The 17578-nt window shown below is 34.5% G+C and carries 15 protein-coding genes and 2 pseudogenes; 8 read left to right on the top strand and 9 right to left on the bottom strand.

Annotated features, from left to right (window positions below):
* The 8 genes and pseudogenes from AA80_RS02920 to AA80_RS02885 all read left to right on the top strand — a co-directional run.
* Positions 1-278: pseudogene (locus AA80_RS02920) on the top strand (acetate kinase); the annotation flags it as partial.
* 53 nt (positions 279-331) lie between these two features.
* Positions 332-1543, top strand: coding sequence for an ABC transporter substrate-binding protein (locus AA80_RS02915; RefSeq protein ID WP_103876338.1), 1212 nt, complete (start codon positions 332-334; stop codon positions 1541-1543).
* A 61-nt stretch (positions 1544-1604) separates the two neighbouring features.
* Complete coding sequence (locus AA80_RS02910; protein ID WP_103876337.1) at positions 1605-2360, top strand: ABC transporter ATP-binding protein; 756 nt, start codon at positions 1605-1607, stop codon at positions 2358-2360.
* The gene (locus AA80_RS02905) at positions 2353-3045 is read left to right on the top strand and encodes an ABC transporter ATP-binding protein (RefSeq protein ID WP_166667831.1); all 693 of its coding nucleotides are present in this window, start codon (positions 2353-2355) and stop codon (positions 3043-3045) included. The genes AA80_RS02910 and AA80_RS02905 overlap by 8 nt, the downstream gene beginning before the upstream one ends.
* Before the next feature lie 16 nt (positions 3046-3061).
* The gene (locus AA80_RS02900) at positions 3062-3943 is read left to right on the top strand and encodes a branched-chain amino acid ABC transporter permease (protein WP_158248356.1); all 882 of its coding nucleotides are present in this window, start codon (positions 3062-3064) and stop codon (positions 3941-3943) included.
* 5 nt (positions 3944-3948) lie between these two features.
* A complete protein-coding gene (locus tag AA80_RS02895; protein WP_103876334.1) occupies positions 3949-5664 on the top strand; it encodes an alpha/beta fold hydrolase in 1716 nt (571 codons plus the stop codon).
* 18 nt (positions 5665-5682) lie between these two features.
* A complete protein-coding gene (locus AA80_RS02890; protein WP_103876333.1) occupies positions 5683-6813 on the top strand; it encodes a TetR/AcrR family transcriptional regulator in 1131 nt (376 codons plus the stop codon).
* Positions 6814-6830: 17 nt separating this feature from the next.
* Positions 6831-7622, top strand: a complete 792-nt coding sequence (locus AA80_RS02885) for an alpha/beta fold hydrolase (RefSeq protein ID WP_103876332.1) — start codon at positions 6831-6833, stop codon at positions 7620-7622.
* A 29-nt stretch (positions 7623-7651) separates the two neighbouring features.
* Here AA80_RS02885 and msrA read toward each other — a convergent pair whose 3' ends face one another.
* The 9 genes and pseudogenes from msrA to AA80_RS02845 form a co-directional block, all read right to left on the bottom strand.
* Entirely contained in the window at positions 7652-8173 is a 522-nt protein-coding gene (gene msrA, locus AA80_RS02880) for a peptide-methionine (S)-S-oxide reductase MsrA (protein ID WP_103876331.1), read from the bottom strand.
* 19 nt (positions 8174-8192) lie between these two features.
* Entirely contained in the window at positions 8193-9011 is an 819-nt protein-coding gene (locus AA80_RS02875) for a M55 family metallopeptidase (protein ID WP_199177830.1), read from the bottom strand.
* A 111-nt stretch (positions 9012-9122) separates the two neighbouring features.
* Positions 9123-10115, bottom strand: a complete 993-nt coding sequence (locus tag AA80_RS02870; protein WP_103876330.1) for a LacI family DNA-binding transcriptional regulator — start codon at positions 10113-10115, stop codon at positions 9123-9125.
* Positions 10116-10139: 24 nt separating this feature from the next.
* Complete coding sequence (locus AA80_RS02865; RefSeq protein WP_103876329.1) at positions 10140-10547, bottom strand: VOC family protein; 408 nt, start codon at positions 10545-10547, stop codon at positions 10140-10142.
* Between the two features lie 38 nt (positions 10548-10585).
* Positions 10586-11506: a carbohydrate-binding domain-containing protein gene (locus AA80_RS10465; RefSeq protein WP_425320593.1), complete on the bottom strand. Its 921-nt coding sequence runs from the start codon at positions 11504-11506 to the stop codon at positions 10586-10588.
* A 47-nt stretch (positions 11507-11553) separates the two neighbouring features.
* Positions 11554-11892, bottom strand: a complete 339-nt coding sequence (locus AA80_RS10460) for a carbohydrate-binding domain-containing protein (RefSeq protein WP_243830562.1) — start codon at positions 11890-11892, stop codon at positions 11554-11556.
* A gap of 9 nt (positions 11893-11901) precedes the next feature.
* Positions 11902-12575 (bottom strand): annotated as a pseudogene (locus AA80_RS10455) (glycoside hydrolase family 5 protein); the annotation flags it as partial.
* 295 nt (positions 12576-12870) lie between these two features.
* A complete protein-coding gene (locus tag AA80_RS02850) occupies positions 12871-14760 on the bottom strand; it encodes a family 16 glycosylhydrolase (RefSeq protein ID WP_134080081.1) in 1890 nt (629 codons plus the stop codon).
* A gap of 90 nt (positions 14761-14850) precedes the next feature.
* Positions 14851-17226, bottom strand: a complete 2376-nt coding sequence (locus AA80_RS02845) for a glycoside hydrolase family 2 protein (protein ID WP_103876327.1) — start codon at positions 17224-17226, stop codon at positions 14851-14853.
* Positions 17227-17578 lie beyond the last annotated feature (352 nt).

The raw sequence follows: 17578 nt of genomic DNA, 5'->3' as shown, positions 1-17578 counted from the left end.
CCATACTAAAAGGATTAGATGCATTGGTATTCACAGCGGGTGTGGGAGAAAATGACGAACATGTAAGAATGGATGTCTGTGATTATTTAGACTTCTTTGGAGTTAAAATTGATAAAGAAAAAAATACTTTGTTGAATAGAAAAGAAGGGATTATCTCAACTTCAGACTCCGATGTGGATGTACTGATAGTAAAAACTAATGAAGAATTAATGATAGCTCAGGATACAAAAAGAGTAGTTAAAAAGTTTCAAAATGGGGCTAAAGAGATTAAGGTGTAGCTAAGATAGGATAGTTTTTAAGAAATTTAACTTTATCAAGAGAGGTGAGAAAGGTGAAAAGATTTATTGGTATGGTTTTTGTGGTTTTGCTGTTAGTTTCAGTTTTTTCGGAAGTAGGGGTAACTGATGATAAGATCTTAGTAGGTACTTTTCAAGCTATGTCAGGGCCTGTTGCACCTATAGGAAGACCCATGGCGCAAGGCATGCAAGCTTATTTTAATTACATCAACGACAACGGTGGCATCTACGGAAGAAAGATTGAGTTAATAGTAGCTGATGATCAGTTCAACCCTGCTAAAACGGTTGTAGAAGTTAGAAGAATGGTTGAGCAAGATGGTGTTTTTTCTATCGTTGGAGGGCTAGGTACCCCAGGCATTTTAGCTGTGCAAGATTATCTGAATAATGGAGGCGTTCCCTTTGTTTATCAAGGTGGGGGCTCGATAGAATTCAGTCTTCCACCGAGAAAGTATATTTTCCCGGTTCAACCCAATTACATAGTAGAAGGGAACATAGTGATGAACTATTTGGTAGAAAAGGGACATAAAAGAATAGCAATCGTTTATAGAAATGCTGAAGATGGTCAAGAGTTCAGTGACTCAGCGGTAGGTACATTAAAAGCCTTGGGTATGGAGCCCGTTGCAAACATTGCAGTGGATCCTTTTAAAAGTGATTTTACATCTGAAGTAACACGTTTACTATCTGTTAAACCTGATGCCGTAGCTGTTATGCTGTTTCTTCCCCAATCTGTTGGTTTTGTGCGTCAAGCCAAACAATTTGGTATGACCAATCAAAGATATCTTTTGACGTATTCAAACGCCGATGTGAGTTATCTACAATTAGCTCAAGAAGCAGGAGATGGTGTTGAGGTAATGGCTTGGGTTGCCGTAGACTTTACAAACCCTGAGGAACCTGCTATAAAAATATGGCAAGAATACTATGAAGGTATTCCTAACGCCTATTCAATAGCTGGTATGATAGCTGCAGAAGTTTTCGTTGAAGGTGTTAAAAGGGCAGGTCCTGATTTGACTAGAGAAAGTTTAGTTTCCGCTTTGGAGACTTTAGACAATTGGAAAGGTAATTATATCACCCTCGGTGACGAAAATCATGGTTTGAGTTATAAGCCGTTTTCCGCAGGCTTTGATTCTAGAATGGGTATGACTTCTATGTATGTTCTAAAATCCGTTTTAACAGAACAAGGTTTAGTTTGGGATTTTGCTTCAAGTTGGATACATTATTCTGTTGAATCATTGTTGGAAGTTTTATAAATAATTGTAAGGGGGGTGTTTCCCCCTTTATAATTCATAAACACAAATTTGAGGTGGAAGAATGCTTGAAGTCAAAAACGTTACTGTAACCTTTGGTGGTTTAAAGGCAGTTAACGATTTTTCTATAACAATAAGTCAAGGAAAGATCCATGCTCTTATCGGTCCTAATGGAGCTGGAAAAACAACTTTGTTCAATACAATTACCAGGATAGTGAATCCCCATAAAGGAGATATTTTATTCAAAGGTGAATCTCTTTTAAAATTAGATACCCACGACATAATATATATGGGTATATCGAGAACTTTTCAAAATTTGCAACTTTTTCAGGCTATGAACGTTTTTGAAAACATCTATTCTGGATTAATACACAAATATAATGACTCACTTTTCTCTGTGTTTTCGAAATCAAAAATGAATTTTGATAAAGAAGCAAGAGAGAAGGTTTTAGAAGTAGCAGAGATGTTTGACATAAAAAATAGACTTACTTCTTACCCTTCTCAGCTCACATACGGGATGCTAAAAAGGGTTGAAATGGCTAGAGCGGTGATTTCTGATCCCGATCTTCTCTTATTGGATGAACCGGCAGCGGGTTTAAATTATTATGAAACCGAGGAGATAAAAAGTATTATACAAATGGTCAATAAAAGAGGGAAGACGATATTGTTGGTGGAACATGATATGAATGTAGTAATGAATGTCTCTGATTTAGTAACCGTTATGAATTTTGGGAAGAAGATTGCCGAAGGAACTCCTGAAGATATAGCAAATAATGAAGAAGTTGTGAAAGTGTATTTGGGGGAAGATGAAAATGCTTGAAGTTGAAAATTTGGAAGTTAATTATGGTCATGTAAAGGCAGTAAAAAAAATTTCTTTTTCTGTGAATAAAGGTGAAATAGTTACCATTTTAGGTTCTAACGGAGCGGGTAAAACTTCAACGCTTTTTGGAATTTTGAACATAGTTAAATCAAAGGGTAAGGTGATTTTTGAGGGAGAAGATATAAGTAATAAAAGTACCGTTTATATGGTAAAGAAAGGGATTGTGTTATGTCCTGAAAATAGAAGAATCTTTTCTAGTTTATCTGTCGAAGAAAATTTGAGAATGGGAACGTACTTAAGGGGAGAATATTCGAAAAATTCTAAATATGTGTACGATCTTTTTCCTGTTTTAAAAGAGAGAAAAAAGCAGAAAGCAGGTTCTTTATCGGGAGGAGAACAACAGATGTTGGCATTGGGCAGAGCCCTTATGGCTTCTCCAAAGTTGTTGATGTTAGATGAGCCTTCATTGGGATTGGCACCAATAATAATTGATGAAATATACAGTGTATTAAAAACTTTAAAAGAATCTGATATTCCTATTTTGCTTGTGGAACAAAACGCAATAAAATCACTAAAAATAAGTGATAGAACCTACATATTAGAAAACGGCTATGTCGCACATCAAGGATTATCCAAGGAAATGTTGAAGGACGAGAGGTTAAAAAAGTTATATTTGGGGAAATAAGAAAGGGGCGATTGAATTGCAAGTACTCCAAAGCATAATTTCAGGGATTCCACAAGGAGCATTGTATGGTCTCACCGCCTTTGGAATAGCTTTGATTTTTAGGACCACCGGGGTTCTAAACTTTGCTCATGGAAATTCGGGTATGTTGGGAACTTATATTGGGCTTACTGTTTATTTGGTGAGCAGTAATATTATTTTATCTATAATTGCAGCAGTATTTTCAGGATACCTTATTGGTATGGTTGTTGAACGTTTTTTAATGAGACCTTTGAAGCATTTGTCTCACGGTGCGATGCTTATGGTTACATTAGGGTTATTGATGGTAATTGAAGGTTTGGTCATGTTGATTTGGGGAACGGATTACTTTTCTTATCCAGAATTATTTTCAGGAAAGCCTTTTATCTTATTTTTGGAAAATGGGGTACTAGTTATGCCTACAAACGATGTTGTGATTACTATAATTTCTATTGCTGTAATGCTACTTTTAGCTATATTTTTAAAGTATAATAAGTTAGGTATAGCTATTAGATCCCGTTCTCAAGATGAGATCGGTTCACTTGTATGTGGGATAGATATTAACCGTGTGGATGCTATCGTGTGGAGTATTGGAATAGCCACTGTTAGTTTGGTTGGAATTCTTGCAGCTCCAAAAACTTACATGCATCCCAGCATGTTGATAAATATGCAATTGTATGGTATTACAGCAGGTGTACTTGGAGGTTTTTCAAATCTATTTGGTGTTATTATAGGTGGGCTGATTTTAGGGATAATAGAAAAGTTGGTTGGGATTTATATATCACCTGATTACCAATTATCTATTATTCTTGTATTGATAATATTAGTTTTGTTATTTAAACCTTCTGGTTTATTTGGGAAAGATTTTGAAGGGAGAGTGTGAGAATAATGAAAACTGCATTATATACGTTAATAATTGGTTCTCTCCTGGGTCTAATATTTATTTCCAAATCGTTTTTATTGTTAGTGTTTTCTAATATAATTATCTTTGCAATCGCAGCTTTAGGTTTAAATGTAATATTTGGATACACAGGTCAGATCTCGATAGGACATGCTGCCTTTATGGCTATTGGAGCCTACACAAGCGCTTTTTTTACAATGAGTTTAAATATGCCTATATTTTTAAATTTAATTTTCGTTATTCTTTTTTCCACTTTGTTTGGAATGGTAATAGCATTACCAGCAATGAGACTGAAGGGTTTTTATTTAGCTATAGCAACTATGGCATTTGGTATAGCGGTACAAGAGATAATTGCCTCAATGGATATATTTGGCGGAAGAACTGGAATGAGGAACATCCCCGCTTTTTTTGAGTCTGATTTTAATACATATTTACTGAATTTGATTTTTTATAGTCTTTTGATTTATATAACAAGTTTAATAGTAAAGTCTCCTTCAGGAAAGAGATTCAATATGGTAAGAGACAGTGAATTGGCTGCCAGGGCGTACGGGGTAAAGATTTCTAAAGCAAAATTACAAGCCTTTATCATCAGTTCTATCTACAGCGGAATAGCTGGTTTTTTATACGCTCATACATTAGGATATATATCCCCTGCAGATTTTGGTTTGAACGTATCGTTGAATCTTTTGGCGATGGTTATTATTGGCGGAGTTGCTTCATTAAATGGAGGATTGATTGGTTCTGTTATAATTACAGGTATGCCGTTTTTATTTTCACGAGGCAATTTTCCTATGACTATAATAGTGGGTAGTTTGTTAATAATATTTGTTTTATTCTTTCCTCGTGGCCTTTCTTACGGGTTGAACATGTTGTATTTCAGATATTTTGAAATTCCTGTTGTGTGGATTACAAAAAAATTTTGGAAGAATAAGAAAAAAGAGGGAAGTTATATTGACATTGATGGAGTAAAATTATATTATGAAGTAAGTGGTGAAGGCAACCCTGTTGTTATGATTCATGGTAATTATGCTTCTCACAGATGGTTTAATAAAGTGAAAAACATTGAAGGTTTTAAGGTCTATATCCCTGATTTGCCAAATTTTGGTTACTCTGATTGGGTGAAAGAAATTCAAATAGATACTTATGCAGAATATATCAAAAAGTTTATAGATGTTTTAGGGTTGAATAAGGTTGTTTTAGTTGGTCATTCTTTGGGTGGAGCTGTAGCAATGTCGATAGCCTTTAGATATCCAGAAAAAGTAGAAAAATTAATACTTGTTGATTCCCCTTCTTTAAAGGGTTTGAAGACTCCAGAAGAAAATTATTATGTTTTGAATTTGCTAAAAAACAATAGAACGCTTCTGAAGAATTCTTTAAAGGCAATGACCCCCTCATCAAAAGATAGAAAATTACTAAACTGTCTAACTAACGATGCACTTTTGATGAATCCAAAATGTTTTACTGAAAATGCAAGGGCTCTGGAAAATTATAACTATGAAGAAATATCTAAAAATTATATGGGAGAAATATTGTTCATTCTTGGAGAAAAAGATACGTTGATAACTAAAAATATGGCTAATGAAATCGTTCAAAGTACAAATGGGAAATTAGAAATTATTCCTGATGTTGGACATTCGATTATAATAGAAAAACCAAAAACATTTATAGATATTTTTAAAAGTTTTACATTGGAGAAAAATTAAAAAACGAAGGAGATAACGTTGAATAGAGCAAAAAATAAATCTTATATAAAATTGATGACAGCAGCCAGGGATCTTTTTTCTGAAAAATGGTATGAAACAGTTTCCGTTGTCGAAATCTGTAGAAGAGCCGGATTATCTAATGGGATATTTTACAAGTATTTTAAGAACAAAGAGGACATATTTCTTAAATTGTTAAACGAAATAGTAATTTATTATGAAGACGGCTTTTCTACAATTTCTGGTAAAAGTTTCGAGGACAGGATGGATTCGTTTTTAGACATCGTTGTTAAATCTGGAGTGGGAGACTACAAAAAAGATATTTTAATTTACCGAGAAGGTCAATATCGATATCCCAAATACGAACAACACTTGAGAGATTTATATGGCAAGGGAGTTTCTTTGGTTTTACTGCGTGAAACGACTCAGGCGGAACAATTATTTATTTCAGGTATTGTAAGATTTGTTATTATAAGGTATATTTTTAATGGTTTAAGTTATGACAAAACAGAAATTGAAAGGGTTATAACTAACGGGATTTTTTATGATGAAATAAAAAATTTTTCTTTAATATTCGATGATGAAGATGTGGTTTATCCCGATATTCCCCTAGACGAATCCGCCAGAACTAAATTATTATCTTCCGGTATTAAACTATTTGGTACGAAGGGATATTATAAAACAGATATTCACAATATCACAAGAAATGCTGGTTATTCAGTGGGGACATTTTATCTTTATTTTGAAAGCAAAGAAGCTTTTTTAGAGGAGATAGTTAAAATAATTGGTAAAATGACAAGAAGGTTCCTTACTATCAATCAAAAAAAACAATTAAATAGGGCAGAAAACGAGTTAAGGGGTATTTATCTCTTTTTAAAATATTTTGAGAGTAATTCTGAATACTATAAAATCGTAAGAGAATCTGAATTTATTGTAAAAAAGGCAGCAAATGATTATTATGACAGATTTGAAAAGGGTTATGTTGAGAATCTTGAACGAACAAAAATAGAAGATAAAAAATTGTTAGCAAACAGTCTAATGGGGATAAGCCATTACACGGGGATAGATAAAATTTTCTTGAATAGAATTAAAGATATAAAATCACTTTTGAAAGAATTATCAATTTACCTTACATATGGAATACATATTTAAAAAGGAGTGAGAGATGAATGTATTTAGAGGATCCAGGTATCTATTATGAAATTTATGGAAAAGGAAGGCCGGTAATTATATTAAACGGCATTATGATGAGTACCTCAAGTTGGATGGCCCATATAGAGAGATGGCAAAAAAAATTCCAAGTTATTACGTTTGATACTCGAGATCAAGGAAAATCCGCAAGAATTACCGACAAACCTTATACTATAGAAGTTCATGTCGAAGATTTAAAAAAATTAGTTGATCATTTAGGATTAAAAAAAGTTAATTTAATGGGGGTTTCCTACGGGGCACAAATCGCAGAATTGTTCGCTTTAAAGTTTCCCGAGATGATCGATAAATTGGTACTTTCAAATGCAACCGATCATATAGATAACTATCTTAAGTCTATAGGTCAAGCATGGAAAGTTGCAGCAGAACTTTATGATGGTGAAAAGTTTTTTGACATTTCACTTCCTTACATATACTCTCGTTCATTTTATAACAACAACTACGAATGGCTTATGAATAGAAGAAAGATATTTAAAGAAACCTTAACTAAAGACTGGTTTGATAGCTTTATAAGACTTGCATCGTCTAACGAAACATTTGATATTAGAAATGAAATATCTAATATCACGGCTAAAACTCTTTTCATTTCAGGTGAAGAAGATATTATAACCCCCAAAAGTCAAATGATAGAAATGAATAAAAAAGTAAAAAATTCATTGTTAGCAAACTTAGAAAACACTGGACATGCGCTTTTTTTTGAAAAATTTGAAGAATTTTGTCTGCTAGTAGAAGCCTTTTTTAATTACGATTAAAAAATTAAATTTGAAATTATTCCCATTATTTACACTGAGAATTTAATATAATCATTTTTAAAAATTCTTCTTCTGAAGTGGCAATAAGGGGCTTTTTCTGTTTTTTCATAATAATTTTGATGATAATCCTCTGCTTCGTAAAATTCTGAAGCTTTAGTTATTTTAGTTACGACTTTTAAACCTCTATTGATCAACTCGTCTTTTACTTTTTCCGCGATTGCTTTTTGTTCTTCATTTATGTAAAATATTTCGCTTCTATATTGCTCTCCAATGTCTGGTCCCTGACCATTTTCTTGGCCAAAGTCATGAATTTCAAAAAAATATCTGACTAATGATTCGTAGCTTACTATGTTTGGATCATAGACAATTAAAACAGATTCTGCATGACCTGTTTTTCCGCTACAAACCTGCTCATAAGTTGGATTTTCAACAAAACCACCTGTGTAACCACTGACTACGTCGATGACACCTGTGACTTTTTTAAACATGTATTCTACTCCCCAAAAACATCCAGCTGCAAAGATTGCTGTATCTGTTGGTATTTCGCTCATTTTAATCACCTCTTATTTTCTATGCTCCACATATATATGTTATTGCTAAAAGAGCTTCAAAAATCACACGATAATTGTCGTTGCTTATTTTCACCTTTCTTCCATCTATTCTTTCTGTTAATGGCATAGATTCCACCATATCAGCTTTTGAAGTGTCAGAAAATTCAACAATCATCTCGATGGGTGAGTTGAATGTGTAGACATCAAAATATTCTTTGTTTTTATCTATCATTTCTTTAGTTGTGCTTTTAATTTCTTCTAATAATTGCTTCATAGGTTTAAACTCTGCAGAATATCTGCCTAAGGAACTTTTGGTTTCTACGTAGTATAAATGCTTAAAATATGGGTTCAGTTTTTTTTTGAGTTTATCATCCCCAACAACCATTGCCAATGGAACACCAAAACTACCTCCGTATGCTGCATTAATTAACGTTTCATTCATTTCTACTCCATTGATCCAAATATTATGAATAGAAGAACTCGAATAAGTATGATCCATAGTAGAGTATTTTTCTCCTACTCCAGCATGATAACCAAAAAAGATCATTCTATCGAAAGACTCATCTATGCCGGTCATCATGTAATATTTTCTTATCCCACCACTGATTAATTTTACGTTTGGAAATTCATCTGTGATCTCCCACGGAATGTTGTTCCCTTCCGCATGGGAATCTGATAAAGTGATCTCATGCTCTTTTAACTCTTCTAGCAACGCTTTCAATTGCTTAACAGCATAGGTTTGTTTGTAATCTTTATTATTTTTTGTGACATCGTTCCATTGGGTGATGCCCCCAAGCCCTTCAAAATCAAATGAAATGTATATTTTTATGGGAATCATCTCCTCATTGATAATTGTTACTCTCTTTAGAACCTATAAAACAATATATAGCGCCCCTTTGCCCCATCCCCCGTCCTATAATTAGTATAATTATATCAAAAAATCATTAAATTATATTTTTCTAACCGAATCTCTAATTATTAATTTTGTTGGCAAGATAACTCTTCTTTTCACCTTACTTTCATTTTTACCTTCTAATTTTTCTATTAAAAGTTTTGCTGCGTTCAATCCCATTTCGTAAACAGGTTGTTTAATGGTTGTTAGAGAAGGGTATAAATATTTAGCCAACGTGGAATCATCAAAACCAACTATTGAGACATCTTCAGGGTAATTGAATCCTGCTTCTTTCAGCGCTTTTATCCCCCCCAAGGCCATCCAATCATTGGCGAAAAAAATCGCTGTAAAGTTTTTTCCATATTTATCAAGGTATTTTTTAATAGCAATATATCCATCTTTAACGTCAAAACTTGCAGGAATAGAGATGACTTCAAAATCTTCTTTCTTTTGTGCAAAATCCAGAAAAGCCTTCTTTCTTTCCTTGGCAGAGTATATTTCCATTAGACCTTCGACATGTAAGACTTTTCTGTGGCCCATTTCGTATAAGTATTTTGCGACTTTTATTGAAGAGTCATAATTATCTATAGTAACAATATCTATTTTCAGTTCTGAGTTTCCCCTATCTACAGCGACAACCGGTATACCTGCTTCAATGAATTTTTCTAAGCACTCTTCATCCTGATAGGTTGTGCAAACAATGACACCGTCAATTTTTCTTGCAAAGAACTCTTCTAAGGTATCTTTCTCTTTTTCTAAAGAATGTCTATATATTGAAAGGAACATTTCCAAATGATTTTGTAGAAGGATTTCTTCTATTCCTTCAGCTATCATTCCATAATAATCTGTTTTTAGGTCGGGAACCAAGACTCCGATGCCCCTAAAGGAGCTCCCTTTTATGCTCTGGCTTCTTCTGTAATCTAACTCTTTTATAACCTTCAAAATCTTTTTTCTTGTTTCTTCAGTAACGTTCTCGCTTCCACTGAGAACTCTAGATACCGTTGCGATAGAGAAGCCCGAAGCTTTAGCAATTTCTCTTATCGTTGCCATTTTTCCTCACCTCAAGAGTTACCCTTAATATGTTTCTAAATTAAGTTCTCCCTCAATTATCTCTATTAGAATGTTATCAGGATCTTTGAAAAAGGCGATTCGTACACCGCCCTCAGCGTTGGTAGGTTCCATTGTGAATTCTACCCCTTTTTCTCTTAGATATTTAAAGGTTTGGTCGACACTTTTTACTTTAAAAGCAAAGTGTTTTATGCCCATGTCTTTATCGTTTTGAGTTGTTAGATATTTTCCTTTTTCTGTAAAGTTGAATAATTCAAGTACTTTATCCCCCATATCAAGGTAAACAATTGCGAAATTCCCATTGTCTTGAACAAGCTTTCCTAAAACTCTAAAGCCAAGAATATCTCTGTAAAATCCAACAGATTTTTCCAAATCGGAAACTGTGATTGCTAAATGATCGAAATTAAAATTCATAATACTCAGCTCCTTATAGATGAAAATTTTTTGCTTTTTTATTCAATAAAATTGACATTATCTATATACATTCTTCCAGCGAAGTCGCTGTTTACATCAACAAAAATTAAAAGCATATTTCTTAAATCAGTGTTGTCTTCAATATTGGGAACTGAATTTAAATCTATTTTTGCTTCATAATGGTACAAGCCGTCATTTGTTACAGTTGCGGAATCAAGATCTGATAAATCAATTACATAAGTATTGGATGCCTGTGCCCAATAACCTGCTGATGGTGGTTGAAACGCCAAGTTTATTTCAATAGTTCCTTCCGAAGCTCTATCGGGAGCTAAATAAAAATCAAAAAACAAGAAATTTTTATTCCCACGTTTTAGGCCATCCATCCAGAGATCTAAACGTGGTGCGGATGCCCACGGATCACTTGGCTTTACTTCAGGATATGCTACTTTCCAAGATAAATCTTTTGAACCGTTGGCTTCTTCTAGGGTAAGAGCTGTTTGCACTGCTGAGTCACTACTCCATTTCCAACCCTGACGAGTGTCATCTTCAAAATCCGATGGTAATTTTGCTTCACCTAACGAATCATGGATAATGGGAATTTCAATTTTTTTGCCAGAAACCTTAAAATTATCCAAATAAATTACATCTGTTCCATCTGTACCTACGAAAAGAACGATATTTTGAATCGTATTGTCTGTGTCACTCATGCCGATTATTTCCAAGCCAGGGCTATCTTCAGCCGTAATTGTTAGAACTGCTTTGTAAGTTCCATCAACTTGTTTGATAAAATCATTTGGGAAGAGCCTTACGGCACGAACAGGATTAGTCCACCAGCCATTGCCGGGTCCTTGGGGAATTGCTGCAATGGCAACAGTTGCAGGAGATGTTAAAATAACATCTATCATTATTTTTTCTGCCCCGGTAATATCGACTGCGTTGGACCAATCATCCGCTGAAATACGAAGATTGTTCCAAAATCCTCCTTCGCTAACGTCGTTGCTTGCATCTAAACCAGAGATTTTAATCTATTATCCTCATTGGTCAACGTTACATCAGTGACAGGACTGTTGGAATTTACTACAAAGCCTTGCGTCGTCCCATCATCAAAATCCCATAATGTTTTGTAATAATATGAACGGTCGATTGGTTCGTATTCTAAGCCTTTTATACGTGCACGAACATATTCTCCTGATACACTTAGTTCCTCTGGTGACCATATTTGATCAGGTCCTGGATCAAGATCTGTTGCTTTAGATTCACCATATACGTATGGTGTAAATGCCGCAGATTTTTCATTTTTATTAGTGAGAGACCAATTAATCCAACTAACGTTATTGGCGTTCAAAAACTTAAGCCATTCATCTGATTCTTCTATATATGGTCCACCATCGCCGGTAGCTTCGCTTGTTCCCCATTCAGATACAAAAATAGGGGCACCGTGCTCCACTGCATAAATTGCATTTTTCATTACGTAACTATCTGGTGATGGCTCATGGGTACCTGCATAAAAATGAAGGGTGTAAACGGTATTTTGATCGTCGATTGGATCATCAGCAGCTAAATCAGGTTTTTGGCTCCAATTGGGATTTCCAACAATAACGATGTTTTCATTACCGTTTCCTCGAAACATTTCAGTAATAGGTTCGGCATAATCTTTTACAATTTGCCAACCAGTTTTATCATTTGGGATACCATTTGGTTCGTTACATAATTCATAGATGATATGAGGATCATTGGGATACAATTCTGAAATTTCTTTAAAGAATTCCTGCGCTCCTTCATATATTGGATCGGTTGGATCTCCTGGTGCATGTACATGCCAATCAACGATCACGTACAAATCGTACTTCTTTGCAAGATCGATCCCTTGAATGACTCTTTTTTTATGGTTTCAGGATTTGTTGCGTATCCGTCTTCTCCCACATACATGGCAAGGCGAATTACATTCGCTTCCCAATCATTCGCAAGAACAGCGAAAGCATTTTCATTTAGAATTTCTGGGAACCATTGAAGCCCGTGCGTGCTCATACCCCTTAATTGAATAGGATTACCTTCTTCATCGCCCAAAGTTTTTATCCCGTTATACTCAATAACTTGCAAAGCCCCGGCTTCCGAAGGTTTTTTCACAAGTTCGTTACCGTATAAGAAAGTATCGTCGATATTTGGTGGAATTAATACTGAATTTGCCAATAAAACAAGATTAATACAAACAACCAATGCCCATGCTAAAATCTTTTTCATTTATGCTTACCTCCCTATTGAAAATATTTTTTGTTTTTTAAATTTTTTAGATCCTAAAATTAGAATTTAAAAAGATTATTATTTATTTTGGTGATATTTTTACATCATCTACATAAACAGTAGTTGGTTTTCCATTAGGTGTTTTCCCATAATTAATTGATAATTTGGGTATATCATCATTTGGTAGAGATACATCTACGGTAAATTCTTGCATTTCTGATGTTAATTCAAGATATTTTTGGCCATACACTGTCCAACTATCTCCTTCATGCTGTATTAAAACAAGAATATCTCTTGGTTCATCCGCTCTTGCTTTTAATGATAATGTATAATCTCCAGCACGTAACTTAACGAACTGAACAAGTTGAATGGACCATGTCTGATTACCTACTTTTTCTATATCCATCTTAAACTCTCCATTAACAATGTTACCAGTAGCCTTACCACCTTTTCCAACCCAGATATACCAATTATCAGGTGAACCTTCTTGATCGTTTATAAAAGGACCTTCAAAGTCTCCGTTAACTATTCCCCCATCCGTATTTTCTATCTCCTCAGCCTTCTCTTTTATCGCTTTTTCATATTCGCTATCCCAAACCTCAAGACCCGTAATTGAACGTTGATCTATATCTTCATATACTTTGATGTAATCCACTTCCATACTTTGCGGGAAAACGGTAGTTTCATCTGGGTAACCAGGCCAATTTCCTCCAACAGCCACGTTTAGTATAAAGAAGAAAGGATGATCGAAAACCCAATCTTCTTCACCAATTTCATATTTATTGACAATGCAGTACAAAACATCGTCGACATAAAATTCTATTTCATCTTCATCCCATTCTAAAGCAAACACATGGAAATCATCATTGAAGTTTCCGTTTTCTAAGATATAATAGGATCCAACACCTGTTCCAGCTGAAATAGGGCCGTGAACGGTACCATAAACCTTGTTTGGTTCGTGCCCTAAATATTCCATTATATCAATTTCACCACAAGCTGGCGATGGATTATCATCAATATCATTTCCTAACATCCAAATGGCGGGCCATATACCCTGACCAACTAGCATTTTGGCCCTGACTTCTATTCTTCCGTACTGTACTTCATATTTGCCTTTTGTGATCATTCTACTGGAAGTATAATAAAAAGTAGTGTTCATGTCAGTAATTGTTTCCTCTTTTGCTGTTATAACCAATTTACCATCTTGAATAGATGCATTCTTGTCAGTATAGTATTGTAACTCATTGTTTCCCCAGCGATCCGGAATTCCGTCTCCATTCCAATCAGGACTTCCAAGTTCAAATGTCCACACATCAGGATCTATGGTGTCAAAATCTTCTTCCCAAATTAATTTCCAGTTTTCCACTTCATTTTCATCCTCTTCTGTTAATGTACCTTCTTCAGGTAGAAATTGATCTCCTGTTTTTATCAACTTAACATTGTCTATAAAGTAGTTTCCATTATCAAGAAACCAAAATTCAAAACGCGCATCTTCATCTGTGCCTTGGTACATGGTAAAACTTGATTCGTAGGTATTCCATTGCGGAGTTAATTCAAACTGTTGCTGGAAATAAGCTGTCCACCCTCTAAGTGCAGTACCACCAATCTTTACAGCCAAAGATTGATTGCTTTCTGCCTTCCCATCAAAAACAATTTTATATTGACCGCCTCTTTCAATTTTTATAGGAGATTGCAACAATTGCACCGACCAGTCATTTGGGCCATTGTCAATTACCTCCACTTTTAAAACACTTTCAATAATTGTAGCTTTGGCATCTCCCTCAAAAAATAGAGCCCAACTTCCTTTGCTATCAAGTACCCCGTTTTCCAGGGGTTGTTCAGTTGACAAAGGACTATTGAAATAGCCATTTTTTAGTAAGCTAAGTTCATTTTCTTCATCCTCTACTGATGATTGGGCTAAACAAAAAAGTGAAACAAATAAAGCCAATAAAATCAAACTTACTTTCTTCATTTTTACACACCGCCATGTTGAAGATATTTTTTGTTTTTAAAAATTAAAAAGAGTGTCGTGCACTTTAATTTATAAATTTAAATCTTTATACTACAAATAATCAAAAGTGCTTTTTATACTAATTTCCCCTTCGATATTATTTAGAACTTTTGGATAGGAGGGGAAAAGAGCAAAGAAGTTATCTTGAGAATAATTTTCCCCATTTACCTTAACGTTTACTCCCAACGCCGGTTTTTCACAACTCAATATCAAGTTGTTTCCGTCTTTTTTGTATGTTATCTTTGGATCGTTTAATTTATTTTTTCTTAAATCTGCAAACAATTCGTGGTTTTCTATTATGATTTTTCCGTTTTGTTTTAGAATTAAGTAAGCTATGGAGTTATCTAAGTCAATGTTGGAAATATTGAGTTGATCAACAGTTATTACAGAATCTTCGGGAGTTTTTATGTTTGAATATTCTTTTTGCATCAGTTTTTTTCCATCTAGAGACCAAAGCTGAAATCCCAAATCAACGTCGGTCTTGATTCCATCGTTTATCAGTGATATTATGACCTTTTCATCTTTGTTTTTGGCAATCCCTAACAATTGATTATAAAATCTTTTAGTGTAAAAGTATAAAGCTTTTGGCCTTTTAAAATAATCTATTGAAGCCCAGCTGAAAACAGGCCACGAATCATTTATTTGCCAATAAAGAGTTCCCGCTGTTTTGTATTTTCTGCTTCTCCAATGTTCTACTCCTGTTTTAATAGCTTCTGCTTGGTTGAGTTGTGTTAAATAAACAATTGAATCAAAATTACCAATCAAACCATAATGTCCATTAATGAACCTTAAGAGTCTTTCGGGACCTTCAACTTGTTTATTATGATTTAACATCGTTGGTGAAAATATATCTTTTTCATTATCTTCGGCAAAGAAATCAATAGTTTTTGGATCTGGAGCAGCTTGAAATCCAAATTCACTTACGAACTTTGAATTGTCCCATGTATAGTATTTGTAATCTTGCCAACCTGACCAAATTTCCCAAACATGTCTGTCTCCTGCTTCAGAAGAGTTAGCTCTACTGCCACCGTATGGGCTCGATGGCCAATACAGTCTCGATGGATCTTCTTGGGCGCATATTTTAGGAAAATCTTCTAAGTAAAGTCTATTTCCAAGATTTTTCCCATCCACTTTCAATTTGTAATCCCATTCTTCAAAACCCCAATTATTCTCGTTATTTCCACACCAAAGGACTATACTTGGGTGGTGTCTTAATTTCATTACTTGATGTCTTACTTCTTCATTTGCAAGCTTTCTAAACCAATCTATATGGTCAGGATATTCGGCACATGCAAACATGAAGTCTTGCCAAACTAATATCCCTAACTCATCACATCTGTTGTAAAATGTGGGATCTTCGTAAAGGCCCCCTCCCCATACTCTCAACATGTTCATATTGGATTCCTTAGCCATTTTGAGAAGTTTATCGTAATCACTCTCTTTTAACCAACTTAATATATTTTCAGCAGGGATCCAATTTGCCCCTTTGGCGAAGATTTTCCTACCATTTATCTCAAAGATAAAGCTTTCGCCTTCTGAGTCATTTTCTCTCACTACCCTGACGATTCTAAAACCTATTTTCTTTTTCTCACTGTAGATTGTTTCTTTATTTTTCTTAAGTTTGAACTCAACTTCGTATAAATAACTTTCACCCAAATCGTGTGGGTACCAAAGCTTTAAATTCTCGATTCTTTTAGAACCTTCAAATTTATAATTTTCAAGGCTAGCAATTACTGGTAATGTAATTACTGGATTTCCATTGAAAAGGATCTCTACATTGTAGTTTTTAGTATCGTTAATGTGGGAATCAACGTAACCGGAAAAGTTAACTTTTCCATCTAAATTCTCCAAAAAAGCAGTGGAACCGAAAAGTCTAGCATCTTTATAACTTTCTATGTAAATATCCTTGTATATCCCACTTGTGGCTATTCTTGCTCCCCAATCCCAGCCATAGGAATACTGAGCTTTTCTTATGTAAACTCTTGCGGTCTCTTCGCCAGCGTGTAATTTCCCGTAATTTTTTTCAAATCTTTTAGGAAGGTCTATTGGAGATTTAATCTCTATTCTTAAAGAATTTTTCCCAATTTTGAGATGATTTTTAATGTCAAACCGGTATTCTATGAACATATCTTCGGTTTCTCCAACGAAATTATCGTTAAGGTAGATATTTGAAAGGGTATCTACACCTTCTAATACAAGATCGTAACGTAGCTCATTGTTTATCTCTTCTATGTGAAATTTCTTATAATATATCCAATTTTTCCATTCTAACCTTTTGAAAAGTTTTTCATTTTCTCCTACATAAGGGTGAGGCATGAGATTCAAATCCACAAGGTCTCCTTGTACGGTTCCAGGGACGTTTCCATCAAACTCAAACTCTTTTTCATTGTCGTAAACCTTCCATTTTCCATTTAAAGATATTTGCAATTGAGATTCCTCCTCAAAAAAAATATTTTGTACAGGCTTTAGGTACTCTAAAACTTGTTTCAGCGCCCCTTTACCCGTGCATTAAGGGGCAAACCCGGACATTGAGGGGTAAACCCCTCAAAGGCATTTGCTTCGCAAATGAGAATATGGAAATTGTTTCTAAGGCATTATAAAGAACACTTTTGCATAAAGTAGCAAAAAGCTTTTTGCACAATTCAGCAAAATTTTATATCTTAAAACTTCCAACTAATCCTTTTAATTCTGTGGCTAATTCACTCAACTCTTTTGCTTCTTCGTTTATCCCTACCCCTTGTTTTACTTGTTCGTCTATTACACTTCTTGACCTTTCTAG

It is taken from the genome of Petrotoga sibirica DSM 13575 (assembly GCF_002924625.1).
In the GTDB taxonomy this organism is placed as follows: Bacteria; Thermotogota; Thermotogae; order Petrotogales; family Petrotogaceae; genus Petrotoga; species Petrotoga sibirica.
Note: the sequence above shows the minus strand (reverse complement) of the source record. Positions and strands in the feature narration are given on the sequence as shown.